27 protein-coding genes, 3 tRNA genes and 1 pseudogene are annotated in these 26,893 nt (G+C 71.1%); 13 read left to right on the top strand and 18 right to left on the bottom strand.

The window, feature by feature from the left end; translation table 11 throughout:
- Positions 1-252 precede the first annotated feature (252 nt).
- The 7 genes from QNH85_RS08900 to QNH85_RS08930 form a co-directional block, all read right to left on the bottom strand.
- Positions 253-1,605: a TniQ family protein gene (locus QNH85_RS08900; protein WP_282945844.1), complete on the bottom strand. Its 1,353-nt coding sequence runs from the start codon at positions 1,603-1,605 to the stop codon at positions 253-255.
- Positions 1,592-3,151 (bottom strand): hypothetical protein, encoded by a 1,560-nt coding sequence (locus tag QNH85_RS08905; protein ID WP_282945846.1) that lies wholly within the window; start codon positions 3,149-3,151, stop codon positions 1,592-1,594. Before QNH85_RS08905 ends, QNH85_RS08900 begins: the two co-directional genes overlap by 14 nt.
- Positions 3,148-4,200, bottom strand: a complete 1,053-nt coding sequence (locus QNH85_RS08910; protein ID WP_282945848.1) for a hypothetical protein — start codon at positions 4,198-4,200, stop codon at positions 3,148-3,150. The genes QNH85_RS08905 and QNH85_RS08910 overlap by 4 nt, the downstream gene beginning before the upstream one ends.
- A complete protein-coding gene (locus tag QNH85_RS08915; protein WP_282945850.1) occupies positions 4,200-6,359 on the bottom strand; it encodes a hypothetical protein in 2,160 nt (719 codons plus the stop codon). The genes QNH85_RS08910 and QNH85_RS08915 overlap by 1 nt, the downstream gene beginning before the upstream one ends.
- The gene (locus QNH85_RS08920; protein ID WP_282945852.1) at positions 6,356-7,258 is read right to left on the bottom strand and encodes a hypothetical protein; all 903 of its coding nucleotides are present in this window, start codon (positions 7,256-7,258) and stop codon (positions 6,356-6,358) included. The genes QNH85_RS08915 and QNH85_RS08920 overlap by 4 nt, the downstream gene beginning before the upstream one ends.
- A gap of 364 nt (positions 7,259-7,622) precedes the next feature.
- Positions 7,623-8,606 carry a LacI family DNA-binding transcriptional regulator gene (locus QNH85_RS08925; RefSeq protein ID WP_282945854.1) on the bottom strand — a complete coding sequence of 328 codons (984 nt, stop codon included), beginning with the start codon at positions 8,604-8,606 and terminating at the stop codon, positions 7,623-7,625.
- 454 nt (positions 8,607-9,060) lie between these two features.
- On the bottom strand, positions 9,061-9,375 hold the full coding sequence (locus QNH85_RS08930) for a hypothetical protein (protein WP_282945856.1): 315 nt from the start codon (positions 9,373-9,375) through the stop codon (positions 9,061-9,063).
- A 162-nt stretch (positions 9,376-9,537) separates the two neighbouring features.
- Between QNH85_RS08930 and QNH85_RS08935 the strand changes: the two genes are divergently transcribed.
- From QNH85_RS08935 to QNH85_RS08955, 5 genes are all read left to right on the top strand, one after another.
- Complete coding sequence (locus QNH85_RS08935) at positions 9,538-10,992, top strand: hypothetical protein (protein WP_282945857.1); 1,455 nt, start codon at positions 9,538-9,540, stop codon at positions 10,990-10,992.
- A gap of 28 nt (positions 10,993-11,020) precedes the next feature.
- Positions 11,021-11,206: a hypothetical protein gene (locus QNH85_RS08940; protein ID WP_282945859.1), complete on the top strand. Its 186-nt coding sequence runs from the start codon at positions 11,021-11,023 to the stop codon at positions 11,204-11,206.
- Positions 11,207-11,990: 784 nt separating this feature from the next.
- Entirely contained in the window at positions 11,991-12,743 is a 753-nt protein-coding gene (locus QNH85_RS08945; RefSeq protein WP_282945861.1) for a sce7726 family protein, read from the top strand.
- A 35-nt stretch (positions 12,744-12,778) separates the two neighbouring features.
- Positions 12,779-13,744, top strand: coding sequence for a sce7725 family protein (locus tag QNH85_RS08950; RefSeq protein ID WP_282945863.1), 966 nt, complete (start codon positions 12,779-12,781; stop codon positions 13,742-13,744).
- Entirely contained in the window at positions 13,741-14,316 is a 576-nt protein-coding gene (locus tag QNH85_RS08955) for a hypothetical protein (RefSeq protein ID WP_282945865.1), read from the top strand. The genes QNH85_RS08950 and QNH85_RS08955 overlap by 4 nt, the downstream gene beginning before the upstream one ends.
- Positions 14,317-14,376: 60 nt before the next feature.
- On the opposite strand, the gene QNH85_RS08960 is transcribed toward QNH85_RS08955, so the two are convergent.
- Positions 14,377-15,024 (bottom strand): hypothetical protein, encoded by a 648-nt coding sequence (locus tag QNH85_RS08960; protein WP_282945867.1) that lies wholly within the window; start codon positions 15,022-15,024, stop codon positions 14,377-14,379.
- Between the two features lie 612 nt (positions 15,025-15,636).
- Here QNH85_RS08960 and QNH85_RS08965 point away from each other — a divergent pair.
- A complete protein-coding gene (locus QNH85_RS08965; protein ID WP_282945869.1) occupies positions 15,637-15,843 on the top strand; it encodes a hypothetical protein in 207 nt (68 codons plus the stop codon).
- A gap of 14 nt (positions 15,844-15,857) precedes the next feature.
- Here QNH85_RS08965 and QNH85_RS08970 read toward each other — a convergent pair.
- A tRNA-Leu gene (locus tag QNH85_RS08970) sits at positions 15,858-15,940 on the bottom strand.
- 41 nt (positions 15,941-15,981) lie between these two features.
- Complete coding sequence (bcp, locus tag QNH85_RS08975; RefSeq protein WP_282945870.1) at positions 15,982-16,449, bottom strand: thioredoxin-dependent thiol peroxidase; 468 nt, start codon at positions 16,447-16,449, stop codon at positions 15,982-15,984.
- A gap of 141 nt (positions 16,450-16,590) precedes the next feature.
- Here bcp and QNH85_RS08980 point away from each other — a divergent pair, with 141 nt between their 5' ends.
- The 3 genes from QNH85_RS08980 (at position 16,591) to QNH85_RS08990 (ending at position 17,487) form a co-directional block, all read left to right on the top strand.
- A complete protein-coding gene (locus QNH85_RS08980) occupies positions 16,591-16,887 on the top strand; it encodes a GroES family chaperonin (protein ID WP_282945989.1) in 297 nt (98 codons plus the stop codon).
- Positions 16,888-17,026: 139 nt separating this feature from the next.
- On the top strand, positions 17,027-17,338 hold the full coding sequence (locus QNH85_RS08985; RefSeq protein ID WP_282945871.1) for a hypothetical protein: 312 nt from the start codon (positions 17,027-17,029) through the stop codon (positions 17,336-17,338).
- 76 nt (positions 17,339-17,414) lie between these two features.
- Positions 17,415-17,487 (top strand) — tRNA-Lys (locus QNH85_RS08990).
- A 192-nt stretch (positions 17,488-17,679) separates the two neighbouring features.
- Here QNH85_RS08990 and QNH85_RS08995 read toward each other — a convergent pair.
- Complete coding sequence (locus QNH85_RS08995; RefSeq protein ID WP_282945873.1) at positions 17,680-17,895, bottom strand: hypothetical protein; 216 nt, start codon at positions 17,893-17,895, stop codon at positions 17,680-17,682.
- Between the two features lie 231 nt (positions 17,896-18,126).
- Here QNH85_RS08995 and QNH85_RS09000 point away from each other — a divergent pair.
- A pseudogene (locus QNH85_RS09000) lies at positions 18,127-19,622 on the top strand (dihydrolipoyl dehydrogenase family protein).
- Between the two features lie 86 nt (positions 19,623-19,708).
- Here the strand turns inward: QNH85_RS09000 and QNH85_RS09005 are convergent.
- The 3 genes from QNH85_RS09005 to QNH85_RS09015 form a co-directional block, all read right to left on the bottom strand.
- Entirely contained in the window at positions 19,709-20,737 is a 1,029-nt protein-coding gene (locus QNH85_RS09005; RefSeq protein WP_282945875.1) for a glycine betaine ABC transporter substrate-binding protein, read from the bottom strand.
- A gap of 128 nt (positions 20,738-20,865) precedes the next feature.
- Positions 20,866-21,594: an ABC transporter permease gene (locus QNH85_RS09010; protein WP_213282772.1), complete on the bottom strand. Its 729-nt coding sequence runs from the start codon at positions 21,592-21,594 to the stop codon at positions 20,866-20,868.
- Between the two features lie 2 nt (positions 21,595-21,596).
- On the bottom strand, positions 21,597-22,304 hold the full coding sequence (locus QNH85_RS09015) for an ABC transporter permease (protein WP_282945991.1): 708 nt from the start codon (positions 22,302-22,304) through the stop codon (positions 21,597-21,599).
- Between the two features lie 102 nt (positions 22,305-22,406).
- Here QNH85_RS09015 and QNH85_RS09020 point away from each other — a divergent pair, with 102 nt between their 5' ends.
- Both QNH85_RS09020 and QNH85_RS09025 read left to right on the top strand, forming a co-directional pair.
- Positions 22,407-23,480, top strand: a complete 1,074-nt coding sequence (locus QNH85_RS09020; protein WP_282945878.1) for an ABC transporter ATP-binding protein — start codon at positions 22,407-22,409, stop codon at positions 23,478-23,480.
- Between the two features lie 10 nt (positions 23,481-23,490).
- Entirely contained in the window at positions 23,491-24,408 is a 918-nt protein-coding gene (locus tag QNH85_RS09025) for an ATP-grasp domain-containing protein (RefSeq protein ID WP_346016305.1), read from the top strand.
- A gap of 55 nt (positions 24,409-24,463) precedes the next feature.
- Here the strand turns inward: QNH85_RS09025 and QNH85_RS09030 are convergent.
- From QNH85_RS09030 to QNH85_RS09045, 4 genes are all read right to left on the bottom strand, one after another.
- Positions 24,464-24,539, bottom strand: a tRNA-His gene (locus QNH85_RS09030).
- 55 nt (positions 24,540-24,594) lie between these two features.
- Positions 24,595-25,197 (bottom strand): oligoribonuclease, encoded by a 603-nt coding sequence (gene orn, locus QNH85_RS09035; RefSeq protein WP_428830385.1) that lies wholly within the window; start codon positions 25,195-25,197, stop codon positions 24,595-24,597.
- Between the two features lie 132 nt (positions 25,198-25,329).
- The gene (locus tag QNH85_RS09040) at positions 25,330-25,533 is read right to left on the bottom strand and encodes a hypothetical protein (protein ID WP_282945880.1); all 204 of its coding nucleotides are present in this window, start codon (positions 25,531-25,533) and stop codon (positions 25,330-25,332) included.
- A 113-nt stretch (positions 25,534-25,646) separates the two neighbouring features.
- Positions 25,647-26,264 (bottom strand): NADPH-dependent F420 reductase, encoded by a 618-nt coding sequence (locus tag QNH85_RS09045; RefSeq protein WP_282945882.1) that lies wholly within the window; start codon positions 26,262-26,264, stop codon positions 25,647-25,649.
- 97 nt (positions 26,265-26,361) lie between these two features.
- Here QNH85_RS09045 and QNH85_RS09050 point away from each other — a divergent pair, with 97 nt between their 5' ends.
- Entirely contained in the window at positions 26,362-26,892 is a 531-nt protein-coding gene (locus QNH85_RS09050) for a MarR family winged helix-turn-helix transcriptional regulator (RefSeq protein WP_282945884.1), read from the top strand.
- The last annotated feature ends 1 nt before the right edge of the window (position 26,893 follow it).

Genomic DNA, 26,893 nt, shown 5'->3' on the forward strand with positions numbered 1-26,893 from the left:
GTCGGCTCACGCGGCGTGCGCCGGCTGTGGACGTGCGGGCCTGACGCCAGCGAGCTGGACCAGTGGACTCAGGGGCGCGCTCCCCGTCCGCGCGGGACCGAAGGGTCACAGTGGGGAATCATGTCGGTTTAATGTCGGTAACGACCCAGCGATCATCGTGTGCCAGTGTGATTAGCAATGATTGCCGAGTTGCATCACTCTCACTCACGACCCAGGCGGACATCATGTGCTGGGAGAGCGCGACCAAGTCGACTACACGCTCGCTGGGATCTCGCGGAGGGCGGCGAGGCTGACCGCCGGGTGCAACGGACGCGATCGGGCTGGACCATTCGTTTGGATCAGGAAGCGGGCGAGCGTTGCCGCGGCGTCGGCAAGTTCGGCGACCGCGTCGCCTCCGAGACTTCGCAACGTGTGCCGCACTATCCGGCCGGCGTAGTTACCGTCGATCCCGATGAGGCTCCCAGCATCGGCCCAGGTCGCCGCGCCGGCTAGGCGCGCGGTCGACAGGGACAACGTTGCCTGCCGCATCGGCAGCGCAGGCCGGCTGGTGGTGCGCCACCGCACGGGCAGGAGATCGGTCCCTGCGAGAGTCGGAATTTGTCGCGGGTCCAGCGCGATCTGAGCGAATGCATCCCGGTGCGCGCGAGCCAGTCGAGCGGACGGACGTCCGCTGCCATGCAGCCACCTCCATGCGACTGGAGCGAGTGGCGAGTGCGGTGGAAGGTGGTCCCAGACCCGAGCCTCGCCCCATCCGGGGACTCCGGCCAGCGCGTAGCCGAATGCGTCGGTGGCCGCGTCGATCGACGGGGCGAAGACGACTGGGCGCGACGCCTGAAGTGCTCCCGCGAGCTGTGCGCTGCGTGCGGGCGGCTTCAAGTACGGGCGTCGTGACCACGAGCTTTCTCGGTGAGCGGCGGCGTGCACGGCACTAGTGCCTCGTGCTGCCGCGAGGAAGACCCTGCCACCCACAGGACGTCCCCACAGTTCCGTTGCCTCATCCCGCGCCGCAGCCAGCACCTCGAACTGGTCCCAGGTCGTGAAACGGTCCGCCGGTGCGCCCTCAGATGCGTCCGCCCAGGGTGCGCCGCAGCGGCAGCGGATGTCCGCCGTGACGTCCTCCGGGTCGGAACGGCGCACGACTAGATCCGGTCGCCGGCCGCACGAGGGGCAGGAGTCCACGAGCAGCACGCGGTGGTCGGGGCATACGAACGCCCACGGCAGCTGCCAGTAGTTCCGCCAGACTGTGGCCTCCCGCAGACACTCCGGGCAGAATCGCGAGCCCGACATGAACAACCACTGCTCACGTTGGGCGTCGCGGTGCGCCGTACCCGCTCGCGATCCGGTCAGCATGCTGAGGTCGAGCGAGGTGAACGACTCCAGCAGCATCGCGCGGACCCTCGTCGGTGACAGCTCGAGCCCCCAGCTGACGCGCGCCATCGTGTGGTCGTCGAGAGTCAGCGGGATGTAGCGGAGCGTGTGGCCACCCGGACGTAGGCCGAGCCAGCTGTACAGCCGTCGCGGATGAGTCTCGAGCGTGTGGCTGGCGCGCATCAGGTAGCCCGGAAAAGACTCGCCACGCTCCGGCGGCAGGTCAACGAGCCGCACGGTTCCGGCCCTCCGGCGACCAGGTGTTCCACACGTGCTCGACAGGGGTCACTTCGGCGACGAGCCCGTCGATCCGCGGCCGAACGTCATGCATCGCAGTACGCCGCCCGGCGAGGCCGAGCGGCAACGTGGCGATGTACTGGCACGCCCAGCGTTCGAGCAGCCACTGGCGCAGGACGTCCTGCGCCTCGTTCGCCAGGGGCGGCCAAGAGCGCCGCGCGGCCGCCAGGGCTCCGTCGTCGCGAAGGACTCGCTCGGCGCGCGCTTCGAAGTCGATCTCGCGCGCGGTCATCCTGGCTCGGTACTCCTCGACCGCAGACCAGAACGCATCGGCGCGTTCCAGGTGATCGAGAAGCGAGACGAGGACGCTCGCTCGCCGGCCGAGCGACGTGGGGAGGCGAAGCGCCGCAGCGGTAGCACCCCATGCCGTGTTGTCCGGGGGCATCGCCGCGCAGATGGCGGTCAGTACCCTCCCGCGGTCGAGCGTGAGGAAGTCGACGTGACTGCGGAGGGGGGAGCCGAACTCGCTCAGCGGAATGACCTGTGGACGTCCGTGCTCACCGTCCTCGCGCAGAGACGCGGGAGACCGCCGGAGAGGGATCGGTCGCGACGTCGCGATCCGGTGTGCTGCGAGCACGCTGTCGACTTCCGCGCCGTACGGCGCGTACCGAGGGGGCGCTCCGCGGGCTGACGCTGACGTGGCCTGGCGGAGAACCGCGCGCACGACCTCCGGATCGCGAGCAGCGCGCTCTGGGGTCAGGTTCGTCAGCCGCAAGCTCGTGCCGATCAGCTCGGCGAGGTCAGGCCCTTCGCTGTTGACCATCCCGCCGGTCAGCAGTGAGGTGGCGTCTCCGTGACATCGGTGAATCCACTCGGCCCACCGCAGCACGTCTCGACAGCGGGCGGCTGCTGCGAAGCTTCCTCCGCTCGCTGCGGCGAGGAGCTCGTCGATCAGCGCCTGAACGCGGAGGTGGTCCGTGGACACGGCAACCGGGTAGGCGTCGAGGTGCACCGGGCAGCCCGAGACGCCGCTCTTGCCGTGGATGAGCAACCCTCTGGTGCGGCTCAAGTCCGCTGCCACGCTCTCGGGCGAGACGACGCGTGCGCATGATGGGCACCGGGCTCGCACGTACTCACGGTGCTTCACGCAGACGACCGAGAGTCCCGTGCGCCAGCGGACGTCCCAGTGGCGGTCGGCGACGCACGGGGCGCAGTACACGCCCCCGTTGATCAGGGATGGTGACCGGGGGTCGGCGCCGGCGGTGCCGGAATGACCGGGGCGGCCAAACAGTCCGGGTGGGAAGCGGTACATCGTCATCGCGCGTACTTCTGCGTCCGAGCACCCGAACACGCGCGTGACCGCCTCGATGACGTCGTCGTCCGGGAAGCCCGAAACATCCCGCAGGTCGCCAGGCATCGGTAGGTTGGTCCAGCGGGCGGTGGACTGCAGCAGAGCCTTGACCGACGACCACCACGCGTCGGCCACCCGCAGCAGGTAGCCCCCGAGCTGCTCCCACTCGCGCGGGTCCACGGTCTTGAGAGTCACTGGCTTCTCCATGGCCGCGAGCCGGTCTTCGGCTTGCGGATGACGGGGAGCCGGTTGATGGCATCGCCCAGAGCTGCTGCGAACCGCACGCTCGGGTCCTCGACGGCGTCGAGAGCTGCTTCCCGAAGCGCTTCGTAGGCGCTGCCGAGACGGCCGTCGGCACGCGCGTACATCTTGTCGCTTAGGTTCTCGTCCCTCAGCCAGACGGTCGGATCGCCGCGCAAGAGGTGCAGCTGGCTCGACATGGTGAACATCGCCTTGCCCCACTCGGCCCGACGCTGGGTTGTGTCCACGAAGACCTCCTCCGTGCTGAAGCGTCTCGCCCGGAGTTCGATCTGCTCGACCGCACTGATCGCCAGTGCCGACGCGCTCTCCTTCACCTTGAACAACGCGCTCTCGCTCATGGGAGCTTTGCCGAGCCAGATCAGGGTGAAGTTGAGCGAAGTGAGCAGATTCTTTAAACCGTCCGCAGTGCGCCCCGAGTCGTCCGGCTTGAGGAAATTTGCGTCGTCGATAATAAACGCGCGCAACCCGATGTGTGGTGCCCAGCAGTTGAGGTAGCCGATGATGGTCTGAGTGTTGTCACTGGCGGCGTATGTGACCTTCAGAAAATCGGCCATCGCGCGCACGATGGCGGGCTCCTTCCACAGGCGCCCGAGGGCCACGTAGCCGAACGGGTGAAACTTCGCGTCGACGCCCTTGGGGCGCGGTCCCGCCAGCGCCATGTGCCACATGTCCAGCACCTCGTACATCCCGGTGGTGGTCTTGCCGGCACCCGAGGGACCTTCGACGACAAGCGTTCTGCGGTCGGGTCCGGTTCCCTCGTTGTCTTCGAGCAGCCGCTCGATCTTGGCCCGCAGCTGGATGCTGAAGAGGCTCTCGAGTACCTGTGCGTGCCTCGTGCACTGCATCGCCTGGTGCGGGTCGGTGGTGTCGGGGTCGTCGAGGATGCACCATCCGGCATGGCCCGGTAGGTCGGGGCGACGCCAGCGCAAGGACAGGGCCTCGTGGTACTCCGGCCAACGATCGAGGTTGGTCCAGTCGAACATCACTGCCCCATGTCCCAGTGCGGCCGTCCGTCCGTCCGGTCCATCTCGTAGGCGACGTCGTCAAGTTCCCGGACCGCCTCACGGGCGAGCGCCTCGGGGTCCTGGAACCACTGCTCCTCGGTAGGCTCAGGCGCGAGCGGGTTGACGATCAGCTCGGCTCGGTCGTGCTGCGAGCGGACGAACCGATTGAACTCCAGGGCGAGCGAGCGCTCGGAGTCCTTGCTGCCGTTCCCGTCGCGCTGCTGGGTACCGTAGATGGCGGCCAGCACCCTGCTCTGATCGCCCTTGGCGAACGTCAGATCGAGGTCATGGTGCGCCCAGGCTGCGGCCTCGATGCCGTCCTGAAAGGGCACCCGCGAGTTCACAGCGAGGTCGTACGCCAGCAGTTCGTCCCAGCGCCGGGTGTACGGGTTCTCGAAGTAGATGCGCGTGGGGTCGTAGTCGTCCCACGCGATCTGGATGTCCGGCCCGGTCGGGCCGCGCCTGGTGTCCTTCAGGTTCCAGATGTTGCGGTCGTCGTAACGGACGCTTCCGTGCCTGTAGCCGAACTCCCCGAAGCGGACCAGGGCATTGCGCAGGAAGTCGTAGATCAGGTTCGGGCGCGACATGATCGACGGTGAACCGCCTCCCTGGAGAAAGCGCTCATACCGGGCTGTGGGGCTCTCGCGTTCACGAAGGTCGTTAGGATTGACGTTCCCGTCGTGTGGTCGGTTGTTGTAGTCGAAAGCCAGGCGTCGCGAGATGTCTCGCTCCAGGTCTGCGATGGAGAGCTCTGCCTGGTGCTCGGGATTCTTGCCGCGGTTGACGATATTGTTTCCTTTCGCGCCTGGGAATGCCTGAGCGTACGCGGAGAGCATGCCGTGCCACGGCTCGACGTGCGGCTTCTCGTTCCCTTGTCCGGGGTGGGTGAACTGAGAATGGATGCCCACGCGCGTGAGCTTCTCGCTGAGGTAGTAGCTGGTGAAATTGCCTCCGCGGTCCATACGCGCGGTGGATATGCCCCGCGGCGGCAATCGCCGGCCGGTGGCCGTGACGGCGCGAATCTCTTCGAACGACGGCAAGACGATCCTCCCCGGCGCGCCGTGCCAGAAGGCGCGGCCCGTCAGCGGCGTGCGGATCGCGGGGATAGGCACGTGCAGGGCCCGGAACAGGGCGAAGGAGAGGTCTCGTGCGGTCGCCGGATGGGGAACGAGCATGACCGCCATGAGGTACTTGTCGTAGATGTCGATGATGGAGATCGCGTCGACAGTGATGTACTTCGAAACGATCGATCGGGCGTAGACGTCGAGCGTCGCGACGTCCAGCTCGGCGACTTCCCCAGGCCGGGTGGCGGGGTAGGTCCCCTGTAGCCTCCCCTTCGGCCGGATGGACTGCGAGTTCCGCACCGACGCCGGCTTCTCGAGGTTCATGCCGGCCGTGGCGTACTCCCACGGCACTTGCAGGTCGTGGTCGGACAGCGCGTCGACGTCCAGGCCCTCGATCGTCGACAGGCGGACGCGGAACATGGCGAGCCGGAGTTTGAGCGGCTTCCTCGACATGCTGGGATCGCTGAGCTCCTCGCCGAGGCGTTTGGCGATCTCCAGGACCTTGGAGCCGTAGGCGGCGAGAGCGTTGATCGAGCTGAGCCTGTCGGCGGCGATGAAGCACTCGGCCCCGTCGGTCTGGAACTCGCGCACCTTCTTGTACCAGTGCTGCCACGTCCACTGCTTCACCAGGGGGTCCGGTGAGCGTTTCAGCTCTGCGACCTTCGTGAGTATCCGCCGGTGCGGGGAGGTCGTGACGTAAGGGTTGTACGGGTCATCGTCGTCGGGAACCCACTCCGGCCGGGGACCGTCGATCGAGCCGTCTTTGTCCCCGTGGATCACCTGGAGCATGTGCCCGGTCATCAGTTCGGCCACCTGCCGCTCGAGGGGGTCGACAAAGGGCAGCTTGGTCTGCCGGATGAAGTCCCGTCGTGTGTTGTTCGGCGGAGGCGGAACAGAATTCTGTGCGTGGTAGACGAACGAGTCGTACGACATGCGCTCCTGTTCGTCGCCCCGGACGACGACCGCGAACGTCTCGCCCGTCTTGCGGTCCTTGCTCATGTAGGCGTAGGTGACGGGCCCCTCGTCGTCCCTGAACACCATCCCGGGCTGGGGAACGAAGTTCTCGATCATCACGGCGCCGTCCACTCGCGGCGCGGAGGGGGGACCGGGGAGCCGACCCACACCTGGGAGTAGTCCTCGAGGTACTCGTCAGGGTCGAACGACATGTCGCGCGCCCAGAGTCGAGCGGCCGCGCGCTGCCCACCGAAGATGCCGCCGCCCTCGCGTCCGCGCAGGCCCCAGAACGATCGCGGCGGAGGACCGGTCACCGTGAACGGCGGCTCGTTCCTAAGCACGCCTCGGAACCCTTCGAGGTACCTGAGATTGCGCTGACGTGCCAGCGAGACGTCGTCGAGGCCGACTTCGTGGCGCCAACCCATGCGCTCGCACGTGAACGTCGTGAGGTCGAAGATCGCGTGCCGGCGATCCTGCAGCCAGTATCGGGCGGAGACGTTGATCAGGGTCATGACGCCGTCGACTCGCATGAGGAAGTCCGGGTAGTGGTAGAGGGCTCGCCCCGACGGCAGCGCCCACTCCAGCCGGACGACCTGGGAGTTGAGGTCGCGCACGCCTTCCCAGTCGAGCTCGCGGAGGTGCGTGCCTTCGAGGAGCGACTCGTGCCAGACCGCGTAGTACCCCGTGGGGTCGTGGACGACGTAGCGACCGACGTAGTGGCGCATGCCGCGCCAGCTGGACGGCCGGCGCACGGGAAGGAGCTCGCGCAGTGGCACATCTGCGAGGTCGACTGCGGGGACCTCGAGCGGCTCCCCGCGAAGCCGGACGACGAGCCGGGCCGTCGAGGCGATGGCGCGGAGGGCCGGGTACCGGTCCGGCCCGAGGAGAGCCTCGAACTCTGGCCATGAGCCTCGCATCGAAGGCTGCGGGACAAAGACGTTCCGCGCGCCCTTGCGGGAGACGATGAGGTCCGGTGGGTGATATACCCCCGCGTGGTCACACCATCCGAACTCGGCCATGTGCGTGCCACCGGTCCTCCACGGACGGGTCGGCGTGCAGAGTCTGCGTCCCGGGCTGTGGTGCTCCGGACGGGTGCGCCCCGATCAGGGGCGGGTAGGCCGCGGTGCGGGCCGGCCCGTTCGCGGGCCTCTCCGTGGCGTGCACTCCCTGTCCTACAGCGCGGCCAGGGCGGCGGTCAAGGGCGCGACGGACTGCGCTGTCCGCGATCTGCCGGGCCGTCGCACCGGCTCGCATCCACGCACCGTATAGACGTCGTGCGATCGGTTCGGGCGAGGTCCACTGTTCGTAGCGCGTAAACGGTGCTGCGTTACTGCAGGTCACGAATGCTTGCCGTCGTCTGGCGCGACGGTGGGACGCCCGAGGCTAGGTCGGCGTGTCTGTACGCGGTGGAGTCGTCGCCCCCTTAACGACCTCGGTCAGCGGCGCCCCGACGAGACCACCGTGTCCGCCGCCAAGGGCCAGACGTGTCGCGACCGTGGCGGAGCTCGCGCGGACGACGCGGGCTGTCGTCACGCCGGTGAGCCCATCACCGTCGCTGAACGCAGCAATGCCCACGTCTCGACCGTCTCCGACGGCATCGAGAGCAGCTTGCGTGGCTCTGTCATCGACGGCGAGCACGAGATCGACCTCCGCTGGGTCCGATTCGTCGCCCGCGAGCCGTCGTGCGACCGCGCCCGGATCGGTGCCCTCCAACAGCAAGACGTCGTCCTCGCCGATCACCACGCCGTACGTGGCGAACGCAGATCGGACGTCCGCCGCTCTCGAGCCCGCAGCGGCGTCTGCACCCACGACCACCGGGTGGCGGAACCCCGAGAAGTGGAGCACGTGGACGAGCGAGGTGATGGCCTCATGCTGCCCGTCGGTCACGACGCCGTAGGGCCCGAGTCGGTGGCCGAGCGTCGCGACGCCGCCTCCTGCGTCGGCGAAGTCCTGCAGCGCGCAGAGCACCGCGGTCTCGACATCTGCCGGTGCGCGTTCTCGGTAGTCGAGGACGACCGCGCGAGCTCGTTGGCGTTGCATCAACCGGATCAGGGGCGGGAGTCGCGAGTGCTCGCGCTGTGTCGAGGCGACAACGACGCCGAGCCGATGACTGTCGGCCTCCTTCACCATGCCGCCGTAGAGTTCGTCGGCCGCGGACAGGTCACTGACGATGAGGCCGATCAGCGCGGCGCGGCCGGCGGCCATCGCCTGGGCCGCGCCGTCGGTGACATAGCCGAGTTCCGCGGCTGCAGCGAGGACGCGGTCCTGAAGTTCTCGGCGAACCTTCCGTGTGGGACTGCCGTTGATCGCTCTGGAAGCGGTGCTCGGAGACACGCCGGCGGCAGCTGCGACGTCCGCCAGGCTCACCGCCCTCTCCATAGCGGCAGCCTACGCACGATGTTCTAGCGGCTTCGATGGGCAGGAGAGTCGAGCAGCATCACAGACATCGATCGTCTGGCCGCCGGAAGCGTCGAAGAGGTGAAGGCGCTGCTGGACCAGCTCCTAGACGACGCCAAGACAATGGGTTGGGCGACACAAGGAGCTCGGGTGTCTGCCTCGGTCGTCAACCGCCATCGCCCCGCCCGAAGAGGAGTGCGTGTGCTGTTGCGTCGTCACGCTGGTGCCAGCGGTCCTGCCGTCGATTCCCGGCGCGAGCCTCTTCCTGGGGGCGTTCTAGACCGCGGCCTCTGCCGTCGCCATTGCCGCGTCCTGACCGCCCGGTCAGCAGGTGCACTCCCAGGGTCGTGAGCGACAGCCGCCCTCGAGTCGACGAATCCGGTACCGTCCTGGAACTCGTCGGCCGCCCAGGACACGGCGTCGCTCATGCTCGCGCGCAGGTGCGGTCTTGGATCTGCCCGCCGCCGGTCAGGGCCATGGGGTACTCCCGTACCGAGCTGGCCCGAGCCGCGGCGAGCGGGTCCGCGCGGCGCAGTTCACAACGGGGTGGGCTCGGGCAGATCGTCGTCCCGGTCGTCCCGGTGGTCCCGGTGGTCCCGGTGGTCCCGGTGGTCCCGGTGGTCCCGGTGGTCCCGGTGGTCCCGGTGGTCCCGGTGGTCCCGGTGGTCCCGGTGGTCCCGGTGGTCCCGGTGGTCCCGGTGGTCCCGGTGGTCCCGGTGGTCCCGGTGGTCCCGGTCATCGCCGCGGCCCGCCGTCGCGGGCCGCGTCGCGGCTGGGCAATTCGACTCCGTGGTTCGTCAGCTCCTCGAGCAGCATCGTGACCTCAAGCGTGCCCGCGCGCCCGCGTCACCTGCGACGCTTCTGGTAGGCACGCGAGCGACGATGGCGGAGGGAGCCGATCTTGGGCCTGCGCAGCTTCATCCACCGGCTGAGCGCCCCGACGCCTGCACCCGAGTCATTTCCTAACAGGCGGCCACCGACCGGCGTCGACGTTGCTGGCGACACCGCGGCGTCGCTCGCGGCCGTCTTGTTCTCGCAGAAGCGCTGGCAGTTCCGCAAGGTCGAGAGTCGGCTCTTTCAAGAGGGCTCCTACTCGGTGACGCGTGTCTCGATCGACTGCGTCCCTCATGCGTTGCCCGGTCTGCGCTACCAACTGGACGACGTGGAACCGACCGGTCCGAACGACTCGCTCGTGCTTGTTCCGATCACGGTGATGCAGAAGGGCGCGTTGCGGAGCTTCGACATGCGTGATGGCGCGGGCAACGCCATGCCGGTGATCGGACGATCTGAGTACAGCGGACTGATGATCGAGACCCTGATCTTCGAGGTGGGCGATGCGGCGGTTGTCGGGTGCGACACCGGCGTCCTCCGCGAAGCGCTTCACGCCGTCGTCGACGCGGACCCGCACGAGGCCGGCGACGTAGCGGTCGATCTCGTCGTCGACGGCACTTATCGCGGCGTGCGATGCCTCAACCCTGAAGAGATGACCACCTATGCGGCCAACCTGATCCTGAGCTTGACCGACTCTTACGTCATGATCGCGCTGCTCCCGGAGCAGCAGGCCGGTCGCCGTCAGGTCATCAAGTACGGCCACCACTCGGTGGAGCACTTCGAACGTCCGACCTCACGCGACCATCGCTCGGGCCTGGCGCATGTGCTGCAGGTCCTGAAGGACAGGTTCGGCTTCACCACCGGACCCATCAAGCGGTTCCGTCTGGCTGCTGGCCTGGAAGCGATGAAGATCAAGTTCGATCTCAGTCATCCGGAAGGCTCGGCTTCCCATCACTTTGAGGTGGTCATCCCTGACGGCCTGCGGTGTGAACGCCTCAACATGCCCGCGGGTTACGCGCACGCAGACCGCAACACGGTCGACACCACGCCGACCGGGGTCGCGCACGCAGTCGCGGCCTACGACCGGAACCCAGACGACGGTGCGGTGGTGGAGTTCCGGGTGCCCCTGGAAGGGCTTCGCCAGACCGCCGCCGTCGTCTGTCTGATCACCAGCGCGATGTTGCTCCTGGGACTTCTGCTCCCCGGACCCCAGGACGCGCTCCTGAGCGCAAGTGATGGGGCAGCCGCGTTGCTGCTCGCGGTGCCGGCGGTCGTCTTCGCCCTCGCTGTCGGCGGAGGCGAGCACGAGATGGTCGCCTGGATGCTGCGGCCGCTTCGCTTCGTAGTCGTCGGGTGCGCCCTGCTGCTGCTGGCGTGCGCAGGCAGTATCGTCGGGGTTCTTCACGACTGGGCCCGGTATCCGATGTGGTGGGCGGGAGCGGTGGCCACGCTGGTCACCGGGATCACGCTCGCGTGGACAGCCGTCCGGGTTCTTGTCAGACGGCTGATGAAGAATCTCGGGTAGACGGCGAGAAGCAGGCGGGAGAGGTGGCATGAGCGGATCCAACGAACGCAAGGTCATCCGGGTCGAGCGACCCAGCGACCCCGGTCGCGTCGTGCTGCGGGTCTCGTCCGCCGAGGCGTCCGGTCAGCGACTGGTCGCCGGATGGCAGGGCAAAGACCGACGTCCTGACCGCATCCAGCTGTCCACCCCGCGCGTCGGCCGCTCGGCGGGCTGAGCCGGCATCCGAACCTGTGGTCCCCGCCCCCCTGAGCATCTGCCGGCGCCGAGGAACCGATCAGGCGCGCTGGCCGAGCCAAGTAGTAGGAGGCACGGCCGGTCGCCGTCGGATGCCAGACTTCGTCTCCTGCGCGTCGCCGGCGTGCCCGCTCAGCCTGCTGCTGCGCCGCGGGGGCGCGGCGCAGGCGACGCCTACCGCCGCCGGGCGCGGCTTCCTTCGGGCGCATCCGCGCCGGTAATGGCGCGGACCCGCTTCATGAACGCTTCGACGGGCGCCCTGTCATGGGGGAGGGCGAGAGCGTGGCGGCGTTCTGCCCACCCACGGTCAGCACGATCCGGGTGCGATCGCGGGCGACGTGAGCGACGAGCGCGCCAAGACTCCGCTGAGCGTGTCGCAGGTCGACGCGGTCGCCGAGCCGAACGAGGTGGTAATAGAGCTCGTTCTGCTTTCGCGCACGGCCCGTTCGTGCACGCAAGATGTCGTCGGCTCAAGGAGCGGGCCCCAGAGCCCTGACCGCCTGGCCAGCACGCTCGCCCCGGCACCCACGCGTGTTTAGGCTGACGGGTCGTACCGACGGGTTGCCACCGAGCGGCCCCAACCTCGAGGCGAAAGGCACGTGATGATCGTGGGTCGGGGGGCTGTCGCCACGGACGCCGGTGGCGCGCCGGAGAGTGCGAGCCCGACGAGCGTCGATGTCACTCAGGTCCTGAGCCGGTCCACGTTCCGGTCGCTCGCCGCCGCACAGCCCCGGCTGTCCGCCGCGCAGGCCCACGCCCTGTCGGTGTTCGCCGCTGCGGTGCCCAAGGCGACCGTCGCTGAGGTCTTCGACGCCGCGTACGCCGCGAGTGCTCGCGAGTACCGGACCGAGTACTACTACAAGAACCTGATCGTGAGCAGGATCGTCTTCGGACGCCACTCGCCCAGAACTGCGGCAGCTCTGGTCGAGCTCGGTGCCGGGGCGTCGATCGCCGACGTCGTCGTGGTCAACGGGACGACGACCGCGTATGAGATCAAGACCGACTTCGACGACTTCACGCGCCTCCCTGCCCAGCTGGGCGACTACCGTGCGTGCTTCGAGCGGACGTACGTCGTGGTGTCCGAGAGCCGCTCCGCCCGTGCCCTGATCGAGGTGCCCACCGAGTTCGGCGTGATCGCGGTCGGCGCCCGGGGGCGTCTGAGCGAGCGGCGACCAGCACGAGGGGGCCTGGACGGCCTGCGTCCCGGCGCGATGTTCCGGCTGCTTCATCAGCGCGAGGTCCTCGACGTGCTGGCGGACACGTCCGGCTACACCGTCGATGTCCCCCCGGCGAGGCTGTGGTCGCGGACCTTCGAAATCTTCTCGTCGCTCCCGGTCGACGTCGCGCACCACCACACGACCCGGCACCTGCGGCTCCGGGGGCAGCGAGCCGCAGAACTCGCGACCAAGGTCCCAGCTTCCCTGCGTGCTCGGGCGTATGACGTCCCGGTGAGCCGGGCGGCTGGCGGTAGGATCACCCGCCGACTGCAGGAAAAAGCCTCCACGCTGCTGGTATGAGTGTCCCGTCGGGATACCTACCAAGGGGGCAATCGGTGTACTTCCCTTACCTGTTCGCGCGGCAGCAGGAGCTGCTGGCTCTCCGAGCGCTCGCCGGTGAGCTGACCGGCTGGGACATCGTCCCCGTCCTCGAGCCGGCGAGCGTCGAACCGAAGGACCTGGCGCGCTGCCTGCAGGAACTCGCCACGCACGACGCCGCCTGCTACCTGGTCGTGAACCCGTCGGTGCACCGCTTCCCGGACCCGGCGCCGAGGTGGTCCGCGGCGATCGCCCCGTACCTCGCACCGCACGGCCCGGTGTACCCGGTGCACCAGATCTCGAACCCGCAGGACGTCCCGGCGCTCGCCGGTTTCCTCGCCTCCCACGGTGGCGGACGGACCGCCGTCTCGCTGCGTTCGGCGCTGATCTCGCCTCGAGCGCTAGCGGCAGCGGTGAGCGCGCTGGACTCCATTGTGTTCGTCCACGAGGGCGTCAACCACACCGCCTACCTCGACGCGCTGCCCACGGCGCAGGGCGTGCTCGTCGGGCACCGGCTGAACGTGCAGGCGCGCAACGCCGACTACGCCGGGGACGAGTGGTTCACGGACGCGAACCGCGCCTACCTCGCGGAGCGCCGCCCGGGGTACAGCGACTGCGGTCCGCTCGCACCGGACTTCAGCGAGCGAGGAGGACCGGCATCGGCGGTCGCGATCCACCTGACCTATGTCTCCGACGGCGACATCTGGGTCGAGCACTTCGTGTCCGACAGCGTGACCCTCAACGACGGAGACAACACGAGCAAGCTCGCCGAGGCGACGGCGAAGGTCGCGGCCCGGGTCGCTGCCGAGCCGACCAAGTTCGTCCGGTCGGCGGGCCTCGACATGTTCCTCCGGCAGCACGCCGCCCAGAAGCCGACGAACCTGCCCACGAGCAAGCGCCAGCAGCTGATGCATCACCTGCACACGGCCGCGGCCGCCCGCCCCGGTAGCGCCGCGGTGTCGATCGCCCCGACCGTGCCGTGACGCTCGCCTTCGACCCGTCGATGCTGATGGGTCGCCGCGCGGAGCAGTGGCTGCAGCGTGCTCGACCACGGGGGCTGTTGCCCGCGATCGCGGCGCCCGCGGCGATCCTCGCCCTCGGGTCGCATCCGACCTCGGTCCTGGGCGCGCCCGGGATGCGCCGGCGCGGCTGGCCCCAGCGTTCTGAGCCGCTGACGCGATTCGCGAGCGAGATGCGTCCGGTCGCCTACCAGGACCGGCATCCGCCGCTGCCCGAGGACAGCGACCTGCCTTGGCAGTCGCTAGCACTCGACGTGTGGGCGCTGATCGTCGACGGGTACACGGTCGCGGCCCGACGCGCGGACGTACTCGACCGGCTGATCCGGTGCGGAGCGATCGTCGAGGTGCGTTCGCTGCGCGACGAGCACCTCGCCGAGACGTGGGCAAGGACCTACGGTGAGCGCGACCTCGACCTGCTCGACGCGCTGCGTCGCCGGACGCGGCTGCTCGCGCGCGGTGCACCGGGGTCTGCGGGTGAACCACCTCGGATCCAGGTGTGGGACGACGGTCCGTACTGGGCCGGAGGGTGGCAGTAGCTCGCACCGTGCACGACTCGCGCCGGATGCGGGCGCACGTTCGGGCGCGGGGTCACACCGTCAGCGCCACCATGCGCGGCGGTACACGGTGCGGACGGGGATCTCGTTGGGGTCCATCGGTCGTTCGACGGTCACGCGGATCGTGAAGGGTGTGACCCGCTCGCGCTCGTGCTCATCGCCAAGCCGGTCGGCTTGTGCGCCGAGGCCGTGCGTGCGGAGCGTCCGTGCTGCTCCGGCGAGCAGCTCGTCGAGCCGCTGAATCTCCGCTTCGGCCGCGGTCAGCCGCTCGTGGAACGAGACAGCGCGGTGCCCGCACCACTGGCGCACGAGCTCGTGGACCGGGCGGTCGTGCTCGCAGTAGTACCGGTACTCCCATCCGGGGTCGCTGGTGTAACGGTTCCCCTGGAGGTCGGTGCGCTGCTTGCCGTTCTTGCTCGCGTCCCGTGCCTGGCGTTCGTCCTCGGTGACCCACTCCAGCACCGCTGCAGGACTCGTGCGGCACGCGGTTTCGGCGACGAGGAGTGCCGCTTCCGCGGACAACCACCAGGTGTTGTCGTGGTGGAAGCTCGGGACCGAGGCCGTGAAGTAGTCCAGAGGACGACCCGTGGTCTTCTCCAGGAGTGCGACGTCGTGGATGCCGACGCAGTTGCGCGCGTAGCCCTGGTCGACCGTGGCGGCGTCCTCGGGGACCAGCAGCTCGAAGACCACGCAGACGGCGAAGTCCCGACCCTGTCGAGTTCGTACTCTCCGATCCGCTGCCAGTCGGACATCCGCTGGTCGTATTCGGCGACCTCCACCCAGGGCCTCGGGAGCCGTTTGGGTGAGACGCTCGAGAGCTTCCCGGCCTTCTCTCCGTCGAGGAACTCGATCTCGATACGCGGCGGACGGCGCTCACGGTTGTCGGTCCTCACGAGGACGCGCTCCGACGGCGCGGCGTCTCGAGCCCGGTAGATCCACTCCTCGCCGGGCTTCACTCGTCTGCTCTCCTCGTCCTCAGCGCTCGGCGGCGAGCTCGTCGTGCAGGCGCGCCTGCGTGTCTCCCTTGGGCCCGTGCGGGTTCAGTGCCAGGTAGACGAAGCTCGGAGCCGGAAGAGACAGGTTGATCTCGGAGAGGGTCAGAGGTCGCGCCAGGCGGCGCGCGCCGCTACGTCTGCCAGGCTAACCGCCCCGTCCATACTCGGAGAGGTACGCACGGCCGGCCCCCCCGAGGTCGGTCGACGGGTTGTGAGCCGTTCTGGTGGCGCGCAGCGCGCGGCGTATGCAGATCACCCGGAAGGAGTACGTACGGCCTTCCGAGGGAGGTGACCCCTGAGGCTCCTGATGACCATGTGGCGTGTTTCGCACCTGGCGCGGGCGCGCTCTCGCATCCGGAGCGAACCCGCAGAGCGGTTTCGCCGCTGCGCGTTCGGTCAGCAGCAGGAGCGCTACGGCAACGTCTACGACATCACCGACGCGGAGGTGCGCGTGATCATCACCGTGCGTCCGCGGACGTTCACGGCGGTCGGTGGGGGCGCGGTCGTCGAGTGACGCCGCACGGGCGGTGCGGGAGGCGGGACTCGAACCCGCACGCCCTCTCGGGCACCAGGACCTAAACCTGGCGTGGCTGCCGTTTCACCACTCCCGCTCGTGCCCGTCACTCTGCCAGGAGCGGCGGGCGCGCGGTGCTCAGTCGATGCCGAGGTCCCGGCGCAGCTTCGCGACGTGACCGGTGGCCTTGACGTTGTACTGCGCGAGCTCGACGGTGCCCTCGGGGTCGACGACCACGGTCGACCGGATCACGCCGGTGACCGTCTTGCCGTACAGGGACTTCTCGCCCCACGCGCCCCATGCCTCCAGCACGGCCTTGTCGGTGTCGGACGCCAGCGGGAACGTGAGCGCCTCGGCCTCGGCGAACGCGGCCAGCTTGGCGACCGGGTCGGGGGAGACGCCCACGACGCGGTAGCCCCGGCCCTGCAGCGACGCGAGGGAGTCGCGGAAGTCGCACGCCTGCTTCGTGCAGCCCGGGGTGCCGGCGGCCGGGTAGAAGTACACGACGACGTGCTCGCCGCGCAGGTCGGACAGCGTCACGGAGCCGCCGTCGGCCGTGGGCAGCGTGAAGTCCGGGGCGGTGTCGCCGGCGGCGAGGCGGGGCATGGCGTCTCCTGCGTCTGCTGAGGTGCGGGGGCGGTTCGCGGGCGCGCGGGCCCGGCGCGGTCAGCGTACGACGGTACCGTCGGCCCTGTGACCGCACCGCGCCCCGAGACCCCTGCCGCCCGCCCGGAGCTCCCGATCCGGATGCTGAACGACCGGCTGCTCGTGCAGCTGGACGAGGACGCCGCCGAGCGCCGGTCGAACGCCGGCATCGTCATCCCCGCGACGGCGGTCGTCGGGAAGCGCCTCGCATGGGGCGTGGTGGTCGCCGTCGGGCAGCACGTGCGCCAGGTGACCGTCGGCGACCGCGTGCTGTTCGACCCGGAGGAGCGCGCGGAGGTCGAGCTCGCCGCCCGGACGTACCTGCTGCTCCGCGAGAAGGACGTGCACGCCGTCGGCACGCCGCACGAGGGCGGCCAGGGCACCGGCCTCTACCTCTGACGCCGCGGCGCCGCCTGACCCCCACCCCCGCGGCGAAGGCGCTTTCCCGCGCCGGCGTTCGCCCTCGGCGTGCTCTGTTGCGCAGCGTCTCGTGCGGGTGTTCCCATGGTCGCAGGAACGACCCGGGGGAGTGGCCGTGGTGGATGACGAGATGAAGACGGCCGAGCAGGGCGAGGCGCGTGGCACGCAGGAGGGCGCGACCGAGGTCGTGATGGACCTGCTGGCGGAGCACGTGCCGCTGACGCTGCTGGCGGACCTGGCGGTGGCGGAGCCGCGCTCCGAGGCGATCCTGGCGGCCGAGGGGCTGCCGGACGACGCCTGGTGGGAGGACGACGAGTCCCCGGGCGAGGGCGCGCCGACCGGTTCTGCCGGCACGGGCGCCGGTGCGCGGGGCCCGGAGGACGACCTGCCGGTCGACCCGGACGCCGTCGAGGACCCGCACCCGGCGTGACCTGCGCCACTGTTGGGGCGTAGAGCCGGATCTGGTTCGCGTCCCACCGCGGGAGGGTGCTAACGTTCTCAACCGCGCGCCATTAGCTCAATTGGCAGAGCAGCTGACTCTTAATCAGCGGGTTCGGGGTTCGAGTCCCTGATGGCGCACAGCAGAAGGCCCCCGATCGGCGGAGACGTCGAGCGGGGGCCTTCGTCGTCGCGGGGCGTGCGGGACGCGGGGCGCGCCGGGTGTCACGGGCCGCCGAGGTCGTCATCCACGGACGAGGTGGTCCGTCAGGAGTGACGACCTCGTGCCGCGGTGACGACCTCGTGCCGACGTGACGACCTCGTGCCGACGCGTCAGCTCGGGTCGGTGCCCGGACGGGGCGCGGCGGCGTGGGCGCGCACGTCGTCGGCGATCTGCTGGGCCTGCGCGTGGACCAGCAGGCGCAGGTCGTCGTAGCGGCGGTCGACCTCGGCGTCGGACGCGTCGCTGTCCCGAGTGGCGATCCACGCGCGCTTGGCGGCGCGGATGTCCGCGTCCGTCACGTCGATGCGCCACTCGTCCTCGGTCATGGGTCAAACGTCCCACCAGGGGCCGCCCCGCGACAGGCGAAAAGGGCGGTTTCACCCGCCTCGTGGGGGTTCGGAGGCCCGGATTCACCTGATAGCCCGCCGGGCGCCGATCCCTCAAGGACCACTGGAGTGAGGGCGGTCGCTCGCACCCGCACCTGTCGGACCACGTCCTGAGGGGCGACGATGGGTCGCGCCGCCCCACGCGGCGCACCCGAGGAACGGAGCAGGCACATGACCGAGCGGACCCAGCAGGACACCGGGGACGGCGCGTCGCAGACCGTCACGTACGACGTCGTGGTGATCGGGGCGGGCGCCGTGGGCGAGAACGTCGCCGACCGTGCCGGGCGGCTCGGGCTGTCCGTCGCCGTGGTCGAGCACGAGCTGGTCGGTGGCGAGTGCTCGTACTGGGCGTGCATGCCGTCGAAGGCCCTGCTGCGGCCCGGGTCCGTGCTCGCCGCCGCGCGGGCCGTGCCGGGTGCCGCGGAGCTCGTCGGCGGGACCCTGGACCCCGCGGCGGTGCTCGCGCGCCGGGACGAGTTCACGTCGCACTGGGACGACCACGGGCAGGTGGAGTGGCTCGACTCCGCCGGCATCGCGCTGCTGCGGGGGACCGCACGGTTCACCGGTCCCCGTGAGCTGGCCCTGGAGACCGACGACGGGGACGTCCGCGTGATCGCGCGGCACGCCGTGGTCGTGGCCACGGGCAGCGAGCCGGTGATCCCGGGGGTCCCCGGCCTGGCGGAGGCGCAGCCGTGGACGTCGCGCGAGGCGACGGCGGTCATGGAGGTGCCCGGGCGGCTCGCGATCCTGGGCGGCGGCGTCGTGGGCGTCGAGATGGCCGTGGCGTACCGGGACCTCGGCGCGGGGTGACGCTGCTGGTGCGCGGCGACCGGGTGCTGGCCGGCGCGGAGCCGTTCGCGGCGGACGAGGTCGCCGCGGGGCTGCAGGAGCTCGGGGTGGACCTGCGGTTCGGCACGTCCGCGACCCGGGTGGCGCGCGACGAGGACGGCGTGCACCTCACGGTCGAGGGACCGCAGGGCGCCGGCGAGGTGCACGCGGACGAGGTGCTCGTCGCCACGGGCCGCCGGCCGCGCACCGTCGACCTGGGCCTGGAGGCGATCGGGCTCGAGCCCGGCGGGCCGCTGGAGGTCGACGCGTCGCTGCAGGTGACCGAGGTACCGGACGGCTGGCTGTTCGCGACCGGCGACGTCACCGGGCGCACCGCGACGACGCACCAGGGCAAGTACGACGCCCGCGTGGCGGGGGACGTCGTCGCGGCGCGGTTCTCGCCGGACGACGACGGCGCCGGTCACGCCGCGGCCGAGCGGGACGCGGCGCCGTGGAGCCGCTACCGCGCGTCCGCGGACGACGTGGCGGTGCCGCAGGTCGTGTTCACGCGGCCCGAGGTGTCGTGGGTCGGGCGCACCGAGCAGCAGGCGCGGGACGCGGGGCTGGACGTGCGGGCGGTGCAGTACGCGATCGGGTCGGTCGCGGGGGCGTCCGTCGCGGCCGACGGCTACTCCGGCACCGCGCAGATCGTGGTCGACCAGGCGCGCGGCGTGATCGTCGGCGCCACCTTCACCGGCCCGGACGCCGCGGAGCTGCTGCAGGCGGCGACGATCGCGATCGTCGGCGAGGTCCCGCTCGACCGGCTGTGGCACGCGGTGCCGGCGTACCCGACGGTCAGCGAGGTGTGGCTGCGGCTGCTGGAGACCGCGGGGCTCTGAGCCTCGGCGGCCGCGACGACACGAGGGGCAGGCCCGCGGACGGGCCTGCCCCTCGTGCGTGCGTGCTGCGGGGTGCTGCGGTGGCGTCAGCTCGCGAGCGAGCCGTCGCTCGACAGCACCAGGCCGATCGAGGCCTCGCCCTGCCGGACGGCGTCGCCGATCAGGCCGAAGTCGTACGAGCGGAACTCCGTGACGGTCAGGCCGTAGGTCTCCTCGAGGCCGATCTGGCAGAACGGCCGCTCGGGGCACTCCGCGGGGCCGGCCAGCACCACGCCGCCGTCGCAGGCGGTGGCGAGGTCGGACAGGGTCGTGACGTCGTGCTCCTCGGCGAACGCGGTCGTGACCGCGAACGCGTTCTGGTCCTGGGCCGCCGACACCGCCCCGAACGTGAGGCCGGCGGCCTCGCCGAGCGTGGTCAGCGCGGCCACCGTCGCGTCGGGGTCGCCGCTCGCGACGGGCTCGGCGTCCGCGCCGTTGGCGGAGGTGTTGAGGAACTCCGCGAGCGTCGCGGCGTACTCGGGCGTCAGGGTGATCTGGCCGCTCTGGAGCGCCGGGAGGTAGGTCTCCCGGTTGCCGATGGTCTGCACCTCGGCGGTGTAGCCCGCCGAGCGGAGGACGGCGGCGTAGATCTCGGACAGCGTGGCGCTCTCCGAGAAGTTGGCGGCGCCGATGACGACGCTCTTCCCGCTGCCCACCGAGGCGTCGGCGGCCGCGAGGCCCTCGTCCTCGACGAACTGCGCGGCGACCTCCGAGGACGTCTGGCGGTCGATGTCGACGGCCTTGTTCAGCTGGATCAGCGTGTCCGTGTCGAGGGCGGCGGAGACCGAGTCGAGCAGCGGGACGAGCCCGGGGTCGGCCTGCGCCGCTGCGGCGTTCACGGCGGGGATCACGTTGTCGGCGTTCTGCAGGCCCTCGTCGTCCTCGAGCACCACGAGCTGGTCGCCCGCCACCGGCTCGCAGACGGTGCCCGACGCGTCGCCGCCCGCGGTCGGGTCGGCGGAGCCGCCGCCCGAACCGGGGTCGCCGCAGGCCGCGAGCAGGAGCAGCAGGCCCGCCGTGGCGGCGGGCAGAGCGGACCGGGCGGGTCGGCGAGGGGTGGATCGACGTGCGTTCATGTGCGGGTCCTCTGTTCTCGGGGGTGTGCGCACGGTGTTCGGTGCGGGGCGCGGATCGGATGACGCCGACGGCGCGGCGGTCCGGGATGGTCGGCCCGGCGCGGTCGCCTGCCGACGGTCGGGAGCCGTCACGAGGTGCTCGCGACGGGCTCCGGGGACGGGGAGCGGGCGGCACGGCGCCGCCGCCGGCCGGGGGAGGCCCGCATGGGTGCGGGCGTGAGCGCGCGCTGCACGAGCGCGAGCACGCCCTCGACGAGCAGGCACAGCCCGGCGACGAGCACGGCGCCGGCCACGACCTGGCCGTACCGCTGCAGGGCCATGCCCTCGACGATGATCGAGCCCAGGCTCCGGCCGCCGACCAGCGCCGCGAGCGGCACGGTGGCGAGCACCTGGGTGGTGGCGGTGCGCAGCCCTGCGCCGATCAGCGGCAGGGCGAGCGGGAGCTCCACGACGGCGAGCGAGCGCGCGCCGGACATGCCCACCCCGCGGGCGGCGTCGCGCACGTCGGCGTCGACCTCCGTCAGCCCGGTCACGGTGTTCCCGAGGATCGGCGGCAGGGCGAACACCGCGACCGCGAGGATGGTGGCCGTGGCGCCGAACAGGCCGGTGGACGCGAAGATCGTCAGCAGCGCGAACGTCGGCAGGGCGCGGGAGGTGTTCGCGACGACGACCGTGACCGCACCGCCGCGCCCGCGGTGGCCGAGCCAGACGCCGACCGGCAGCGCGACGGCAGCGGCCAGCAGCACGGCCAGCGCGCTGATGCGCAGGTGCTCGACGGTCAGCGCGATCACGCCGTCGCGGCCGGTCCAGTTCAGCGGGTCGTTCAGCCACGCCAGGGCCTCCTGCAGCACGTCCACGCTCAGGCCTCCCGTCCGCGCCGGGCCCACGGCGTCACCGCGCGCCCGGCGAGCCAGAGCAGCAGGTCCAGCACGAGGGCCAGGGCGAGGCAGAGGAGCGTCGCCGTGAGGATCTCCGCGTGGTACTGGTTGTTGCGGAACCCGCGGAACATGAGGTTGCCGAGCCCGCCGTACCCGACCACGACGCCGACGGTCACCAGCGCGACGGTGGTGACCGTCGCGAGCCGCACGCCGGCGACGATGGCGGGCAGGGCGTTGGGCAGCTCGACGGTCAGCAGCAGCCGGATCCGCCCGTAGCCGAGCCCGCGCGCAGCGTCGCGGACGCTCTCGTCCACCCCGGCCAGGCCGACCAGCACGTTCCGGACCAGCACGAGCAGCGCGTAGGCCACCAGCCCCACCAGCACGGGCGTGCGGCCGATGCCCGTCCACGGGACCAGGACGGTGAAGAGCGCGAGCGAGGGCACGGTGTACAGCACCCCGGAGGCCCCGACCACGGGCGCGGCCAGCCGTGGCTGCAGGTGCGCGAGCATCCCGAGCGGCAGCGCGATCGCGCACGCGATGAGCACGGCCTGCAGGGTGAGGCTCGCGTGCTGCTCCAGGGCGCGCGAGATGTCCGCCCAGTTGCGCTGGACGTAGTCCCACGAGAGCCACGGGTTCGGGGCGCCACCGTCTGCGGCCGCGGCGAGGCTGCCGGCGGCGGCCTCGGACAGCTGGGCTCGCGTCACCGGAGGGACGCTACCCGGCACCTCCGACACGAGCACTGCGGTTTCTGGGCGGCGCGGGTGTCGGGGGGCGCGGCTAGGGTCGTCGGCATGGCGGTCGCGATCGGGTTCCAGCACGTGCGCAAGGCGTACGCGGACGGCACGGTGGCCGTCGGCGACCTCTCGCTCGACGTGCACGAGCACGAGCTGCTCGCCCTGGTCGGGCCCTCCGGCTGCGGGAAGTCGACGACGCTGCGGATGGCGAACCGCCTGGTCGAGCCGACGTCGGGCCGGATCTTCCTGGACGGGGAGGACGTCACCGAGGTCGACGCCGTCGCGCTGCGTCGCCGCATCGGCTACGTCATCCAGAACGTCGGCCTGTTCCCGCACCGGACCGTCGAGCAGAACGTCGCCACCGTGCCCCGGCTGCTCGGCTGGGACCGCGGCCGCACCCGCGCGCGGGTGGGCGAGCTGCTGGAGCTGGTGGGGCTCGAGCCGTCCCGGTACGCGCGGCGGTACCCGCACGAGCTGTCCGGCGGTGAGCGCCAGCGGGTCGGCGTCGCCCGCGCGCTCGCGACCGACCCGCCGGTGCTGCTGATGGACGAGCCGTTCGGCGCGGTCGACCCCGTGGGCCGGCGCCGGCTCCAGGGCGAGTTCCGCCGGATCCAGCAGGAGCTCGGGACGACCGTGATGCTCGTCACGCACGACGTCGACGAGGCCGTGCGGCTGGGCGACCGCGTGGCGGTGCTCAGCCGGGGCGGGCACCTGGAGCAGGTGTGCGACCCGGTCCGCCTGCTGGCCGCCCCGGCGAGCCCCGCGGTCGCCGACTTCGTGGGCACCGGCGCGGCCGTCCGGCTGCTGGCGCTCGGCACCGTGCAGCGCGCCGACCTGCGGCCCGCGAGCCGCGAGGACCGCCACGACGGCGTCGCGCAGCGGTCCGGGCTCCGCGTCGGCGACCCGCTCGACGCGGCGTTCAGCGCCCTCGCCGCGGAGCCGTCGGGGCGCGTCGCCGTGCACGAGGGCGCGGCCGTGGTGGGGGAGCTCGACGCGCCGGGGCTGCTCGCGGCGCTGCACCGGCTGGTCGACGCGGCGCAGGACGCGCACGACACCGATGAGCGCACCGACGAGCGCACCGGCGACCACGCCGCGCACGCGCCCGAGCCGAGCGCCGGGGCGCGTGGGTAGTCTGCCGAGGGTGACCACTCGCCTCGCACTCGCCACCTGCGCCGCCCTGCCCGACCTCGACCCGGACGACGCCCCGCTCGTCGAGGCGCTCCGGGCGCGCGGCCTCGAGGTCGAGTCCCCCGTGTGGAACTCCGGGGACGTCGACTGGTCGTCCTACGACGCCGTCGTGGTCCGGTCCACGTGGGACTACACCGACCACCCGCGCGACTTCCGGTGGTGGGCGCAGCGCGTCAGCCAGTCCTCGCGCCTCGTCAACCCCGCGCAGGTCCTCACCTGGAACATCGACAAGACGTACCAGCGCGCGATGGAGGCCGCCGGCCTGCCGATCGTCCCGACGATCTGGATGGACCCCGCGCGCAACTTCAACGCACGCGCCATCCACACGCGCTTCCCGGCGTTCGGCGACTTCGTCATCAAGCCGACCATCAGCGCGGGCTCCCGCGACACCGGCCGGTACGACGCGGGTCAGACGCCGTCGCGCGCGCTCGCCATCACCCACGTGAAGAACCTGCTGAACGACGGCCGGCACGTCATGGTGCAGCGGTACCTGAAGCAGGTCGACACCGTGGGGGAGACCGCGCTGGTCTACTTCGACGGGAAGCTCAGCCACACCGTGCGCAAGGCCCCGCTGCTGGAGGGCCCGTACCGCGAGGGCGCCACGGACGGCGTCCTCTACAAGCGCGAGGTCATGACCTCCCGCGAGGCGTCCGAGGCCGAGCTCGCGCTCGGTCAGCGGGTCGTCGACGCCCTGCCCGACCTCATCCCCGGTGTCGAGCAGCCGCTCGCGTACACCCGGGTCGACCTCATCCCGGACGACCAGGGCAACCCCGTCGTGCTGGAGCTGGAGCTCATCGAGCCGTCGTTCTTCTTCGAGCAGGCACCGGAGGCCGTGGACCGGTTCGCGGACGCGATCACCCGCCGCCTCTGATCCCGCCGGGAACGAGGACGGGCGCCGTACCCGAGGGGTACGGCGCCCGTTCTGCTGGGGTGGCTAACGGGACTTGAACCCGCGACCTCCTGGACCACAACCAGGCGCTCTACCACCTGAGCTATAGCCACCACGACCCGCGGAGAACCGGGGCCGACGAAAAGTGTACCGGGTCCGCGGGGGTCCTCAGGACGCGGGCGTCGAGGCCCGGTGCGCGGCGGCCACCGACGTCGCCTCGATCTGCGCGGCGACGGCCTTGGCGGCCTTGGAGTCCGGGCCCGGCTGGGGGACGAGCAGGGCCGCGCGGTAGTAGCGCAGCTCGTCGATGCTCTCCAGGATGTCGGCGAGCGCCCGGTGGCCGCCGTGCTTCTGCGGCGACGCGAAGTACACCCGCGGGTACCAGCGGCGGGCGAGCTCCTTGATGGAGGACACGTCGATCACCCGGTAGTGCAGGTGGCCGATCAGCTCGGGCATGTCGCGGTCGAGGAACACCTTGTCGGTGCCCACGGAGTTGCCGGCGAGCGGCGCCTTGCCCGGCTCCGGCACCCACCGGCGCACGTACTCGAGCACGGTGGCCTGCGCCTCGGCGAGGGTCGTGCCCCCGGCCAGGGCGTCGAGCAGGCCCGAGGTGGTGTGCATCGTCCGGACGAAGTCGCCCATCTGCTCCAGGGCCTCCGCGGGCGGGGCGATGACGACGTCGACGCCCTCGCCGAGCACGTTGAGCTCGGAGTCGGTGACGACGGCCGCGACCTCGACCAGGGCGTCGTCCGTCGAGGACAGCCCCGTCATCTCGCAGTCGATCCAGACGATGCGGTCGGCGCTGCCGTTGCCGTTGCTGATGGTGCTCACCCGCCCAGGGTACGGGTGAGCCCGCCGGACGGGGGTCCGACGGGCTCACCGGATGGAGGTGGTGCTGCGCGGTCAGCGGAGCGTCGCGACGGCGGTGCCGAGGCCGTGGAACGCCCGCAACCGGTGCGGGCGGGCCCGTTCCGGAGGCCGGCCGCGCGTCTCGGCGGACGGTCTGGACCGGGTGCCGCGCTCGGTGCGACGACGGACGAGCGCGACCGTCTCGCGGCGCTCGCGCAGGTCCCGCTGGAGGACGTCGAAGGTGAGGGTGGGGTGCATGGTGGTGGTCTCCGTCGTGCTGCTGGACGGGGCCTGGCCGGGCCCCCGGGACTCACCGCGGTGACCCCTACGGTTCCACCGCGCGCACCGCGCCGTCACCGGTTTTTCGCCGCTCAGCGCTCGAGCACGAATCCCGAGGTCCACGACGTCTTCCCGCCCGCGGCGAGCGTCATCTGGAGGAACCCCAGCGCCTCGAGCTCGTGCGCCCGTCGCAGGGAGCCCGCGTCGACGGCGCGCAGCCCGGCGCCCTCGACGACACCTGCCAGCGCGGCCTTCGCGTCCGCGTCGTCGCCGGCGACGAGCACGGTGGTCGGCCGGCCGGCGATCGTGCCGGTGGCGAGCGTCGCGGCGAACGTCGTGTTGAAGGCCTTGAGCACGCGGGCCTGCGGGAGCCGCTCGGCGAGCTCGGCGGTCGCGGACGAGCCGGCGGGGACCACCAGCGCGTCGAAGGTGGCGAAGTCGACGGGGTTGCTGACGTCGACGACCACCCGGCCGGCGAACCCGTCGGCGTAGCGGTCGGCGACCTCGGCGAGCGCGGGGTAGGGGAGCGCCAGCACCACGACGTCGCCGGTGACGGCGTCGCCGACCGTGCCGGGGGTGACGCGGGGGTCGACGGCCGCCGCCTTCGCGGGGTCCCGGGTCAGCACCTGGACGTCGGCGCCCGCCGTGAGCGCGAGCCGCGCGACGGCCGCGCCGATGTTTCCTGCTCCGATGACGGTCACGCTGGTCATGTCTGCTCCTGGGGTCGGGGTCCGCGGCAGAGGTTGTCGCTTCAACTGAAACTACGCCCGGTCTGTTGAAGCGTCAACCTTTCGGTAGGATGGCGCCATGACCGACGACCCGCGCTGGCTCAGCGCCCGCGAGCTGCAGGCCTGGATGCGGCTGGAGGCCGTCGCCGAGCTGCTGCCGACCGCGCTCGACCACCAGCTCCAGCGCGATGCCGACCTGTCCCACTACGACTACCTGGTGCTCGCCAAGCTGTCCGAGGCCCCGCAGCGCACCCTGCGGATGAGCGGGCTCGCGGCCAGCACCAACGCCACGCTGCCGCGGCTGTCCCACGTCGCGGCCCGGCTGGAGGCGCGCGGCTACCTCACGCGCACCCGCTCCGACGACGACCGGCGCTCCACGCTGGCGACGCTCACCGAGGACGGCTGGCGGAAGGTGGTCGCGACCGCCCCCACGCACGTCGCGGAGGTCCGGCGGCTGGTCGTCGACCGCCTCACCGCGGAGCAGGTCGACCAGCTCGACGCGATCGCGCTCGCCGTCCTCGGCGCGCTCGACCCCGAGAACCGGCTCGAGGCGCAGAACCCCGTCGCCGGCGCCTCCGACGCGTGCGGGAACGAGGCGGCGGGGAGCTGAC

It is taken from the genome of Cellulomonas endometrii (genome assembly GCF_949769265.1).
GTDB classification, from domain to species: Bacteria; Actinomycetota; Actinomycetes; order Actinomycetales; family Cellulomonadaceae; genus Cellulomonas; species Cellulomonas endometrii.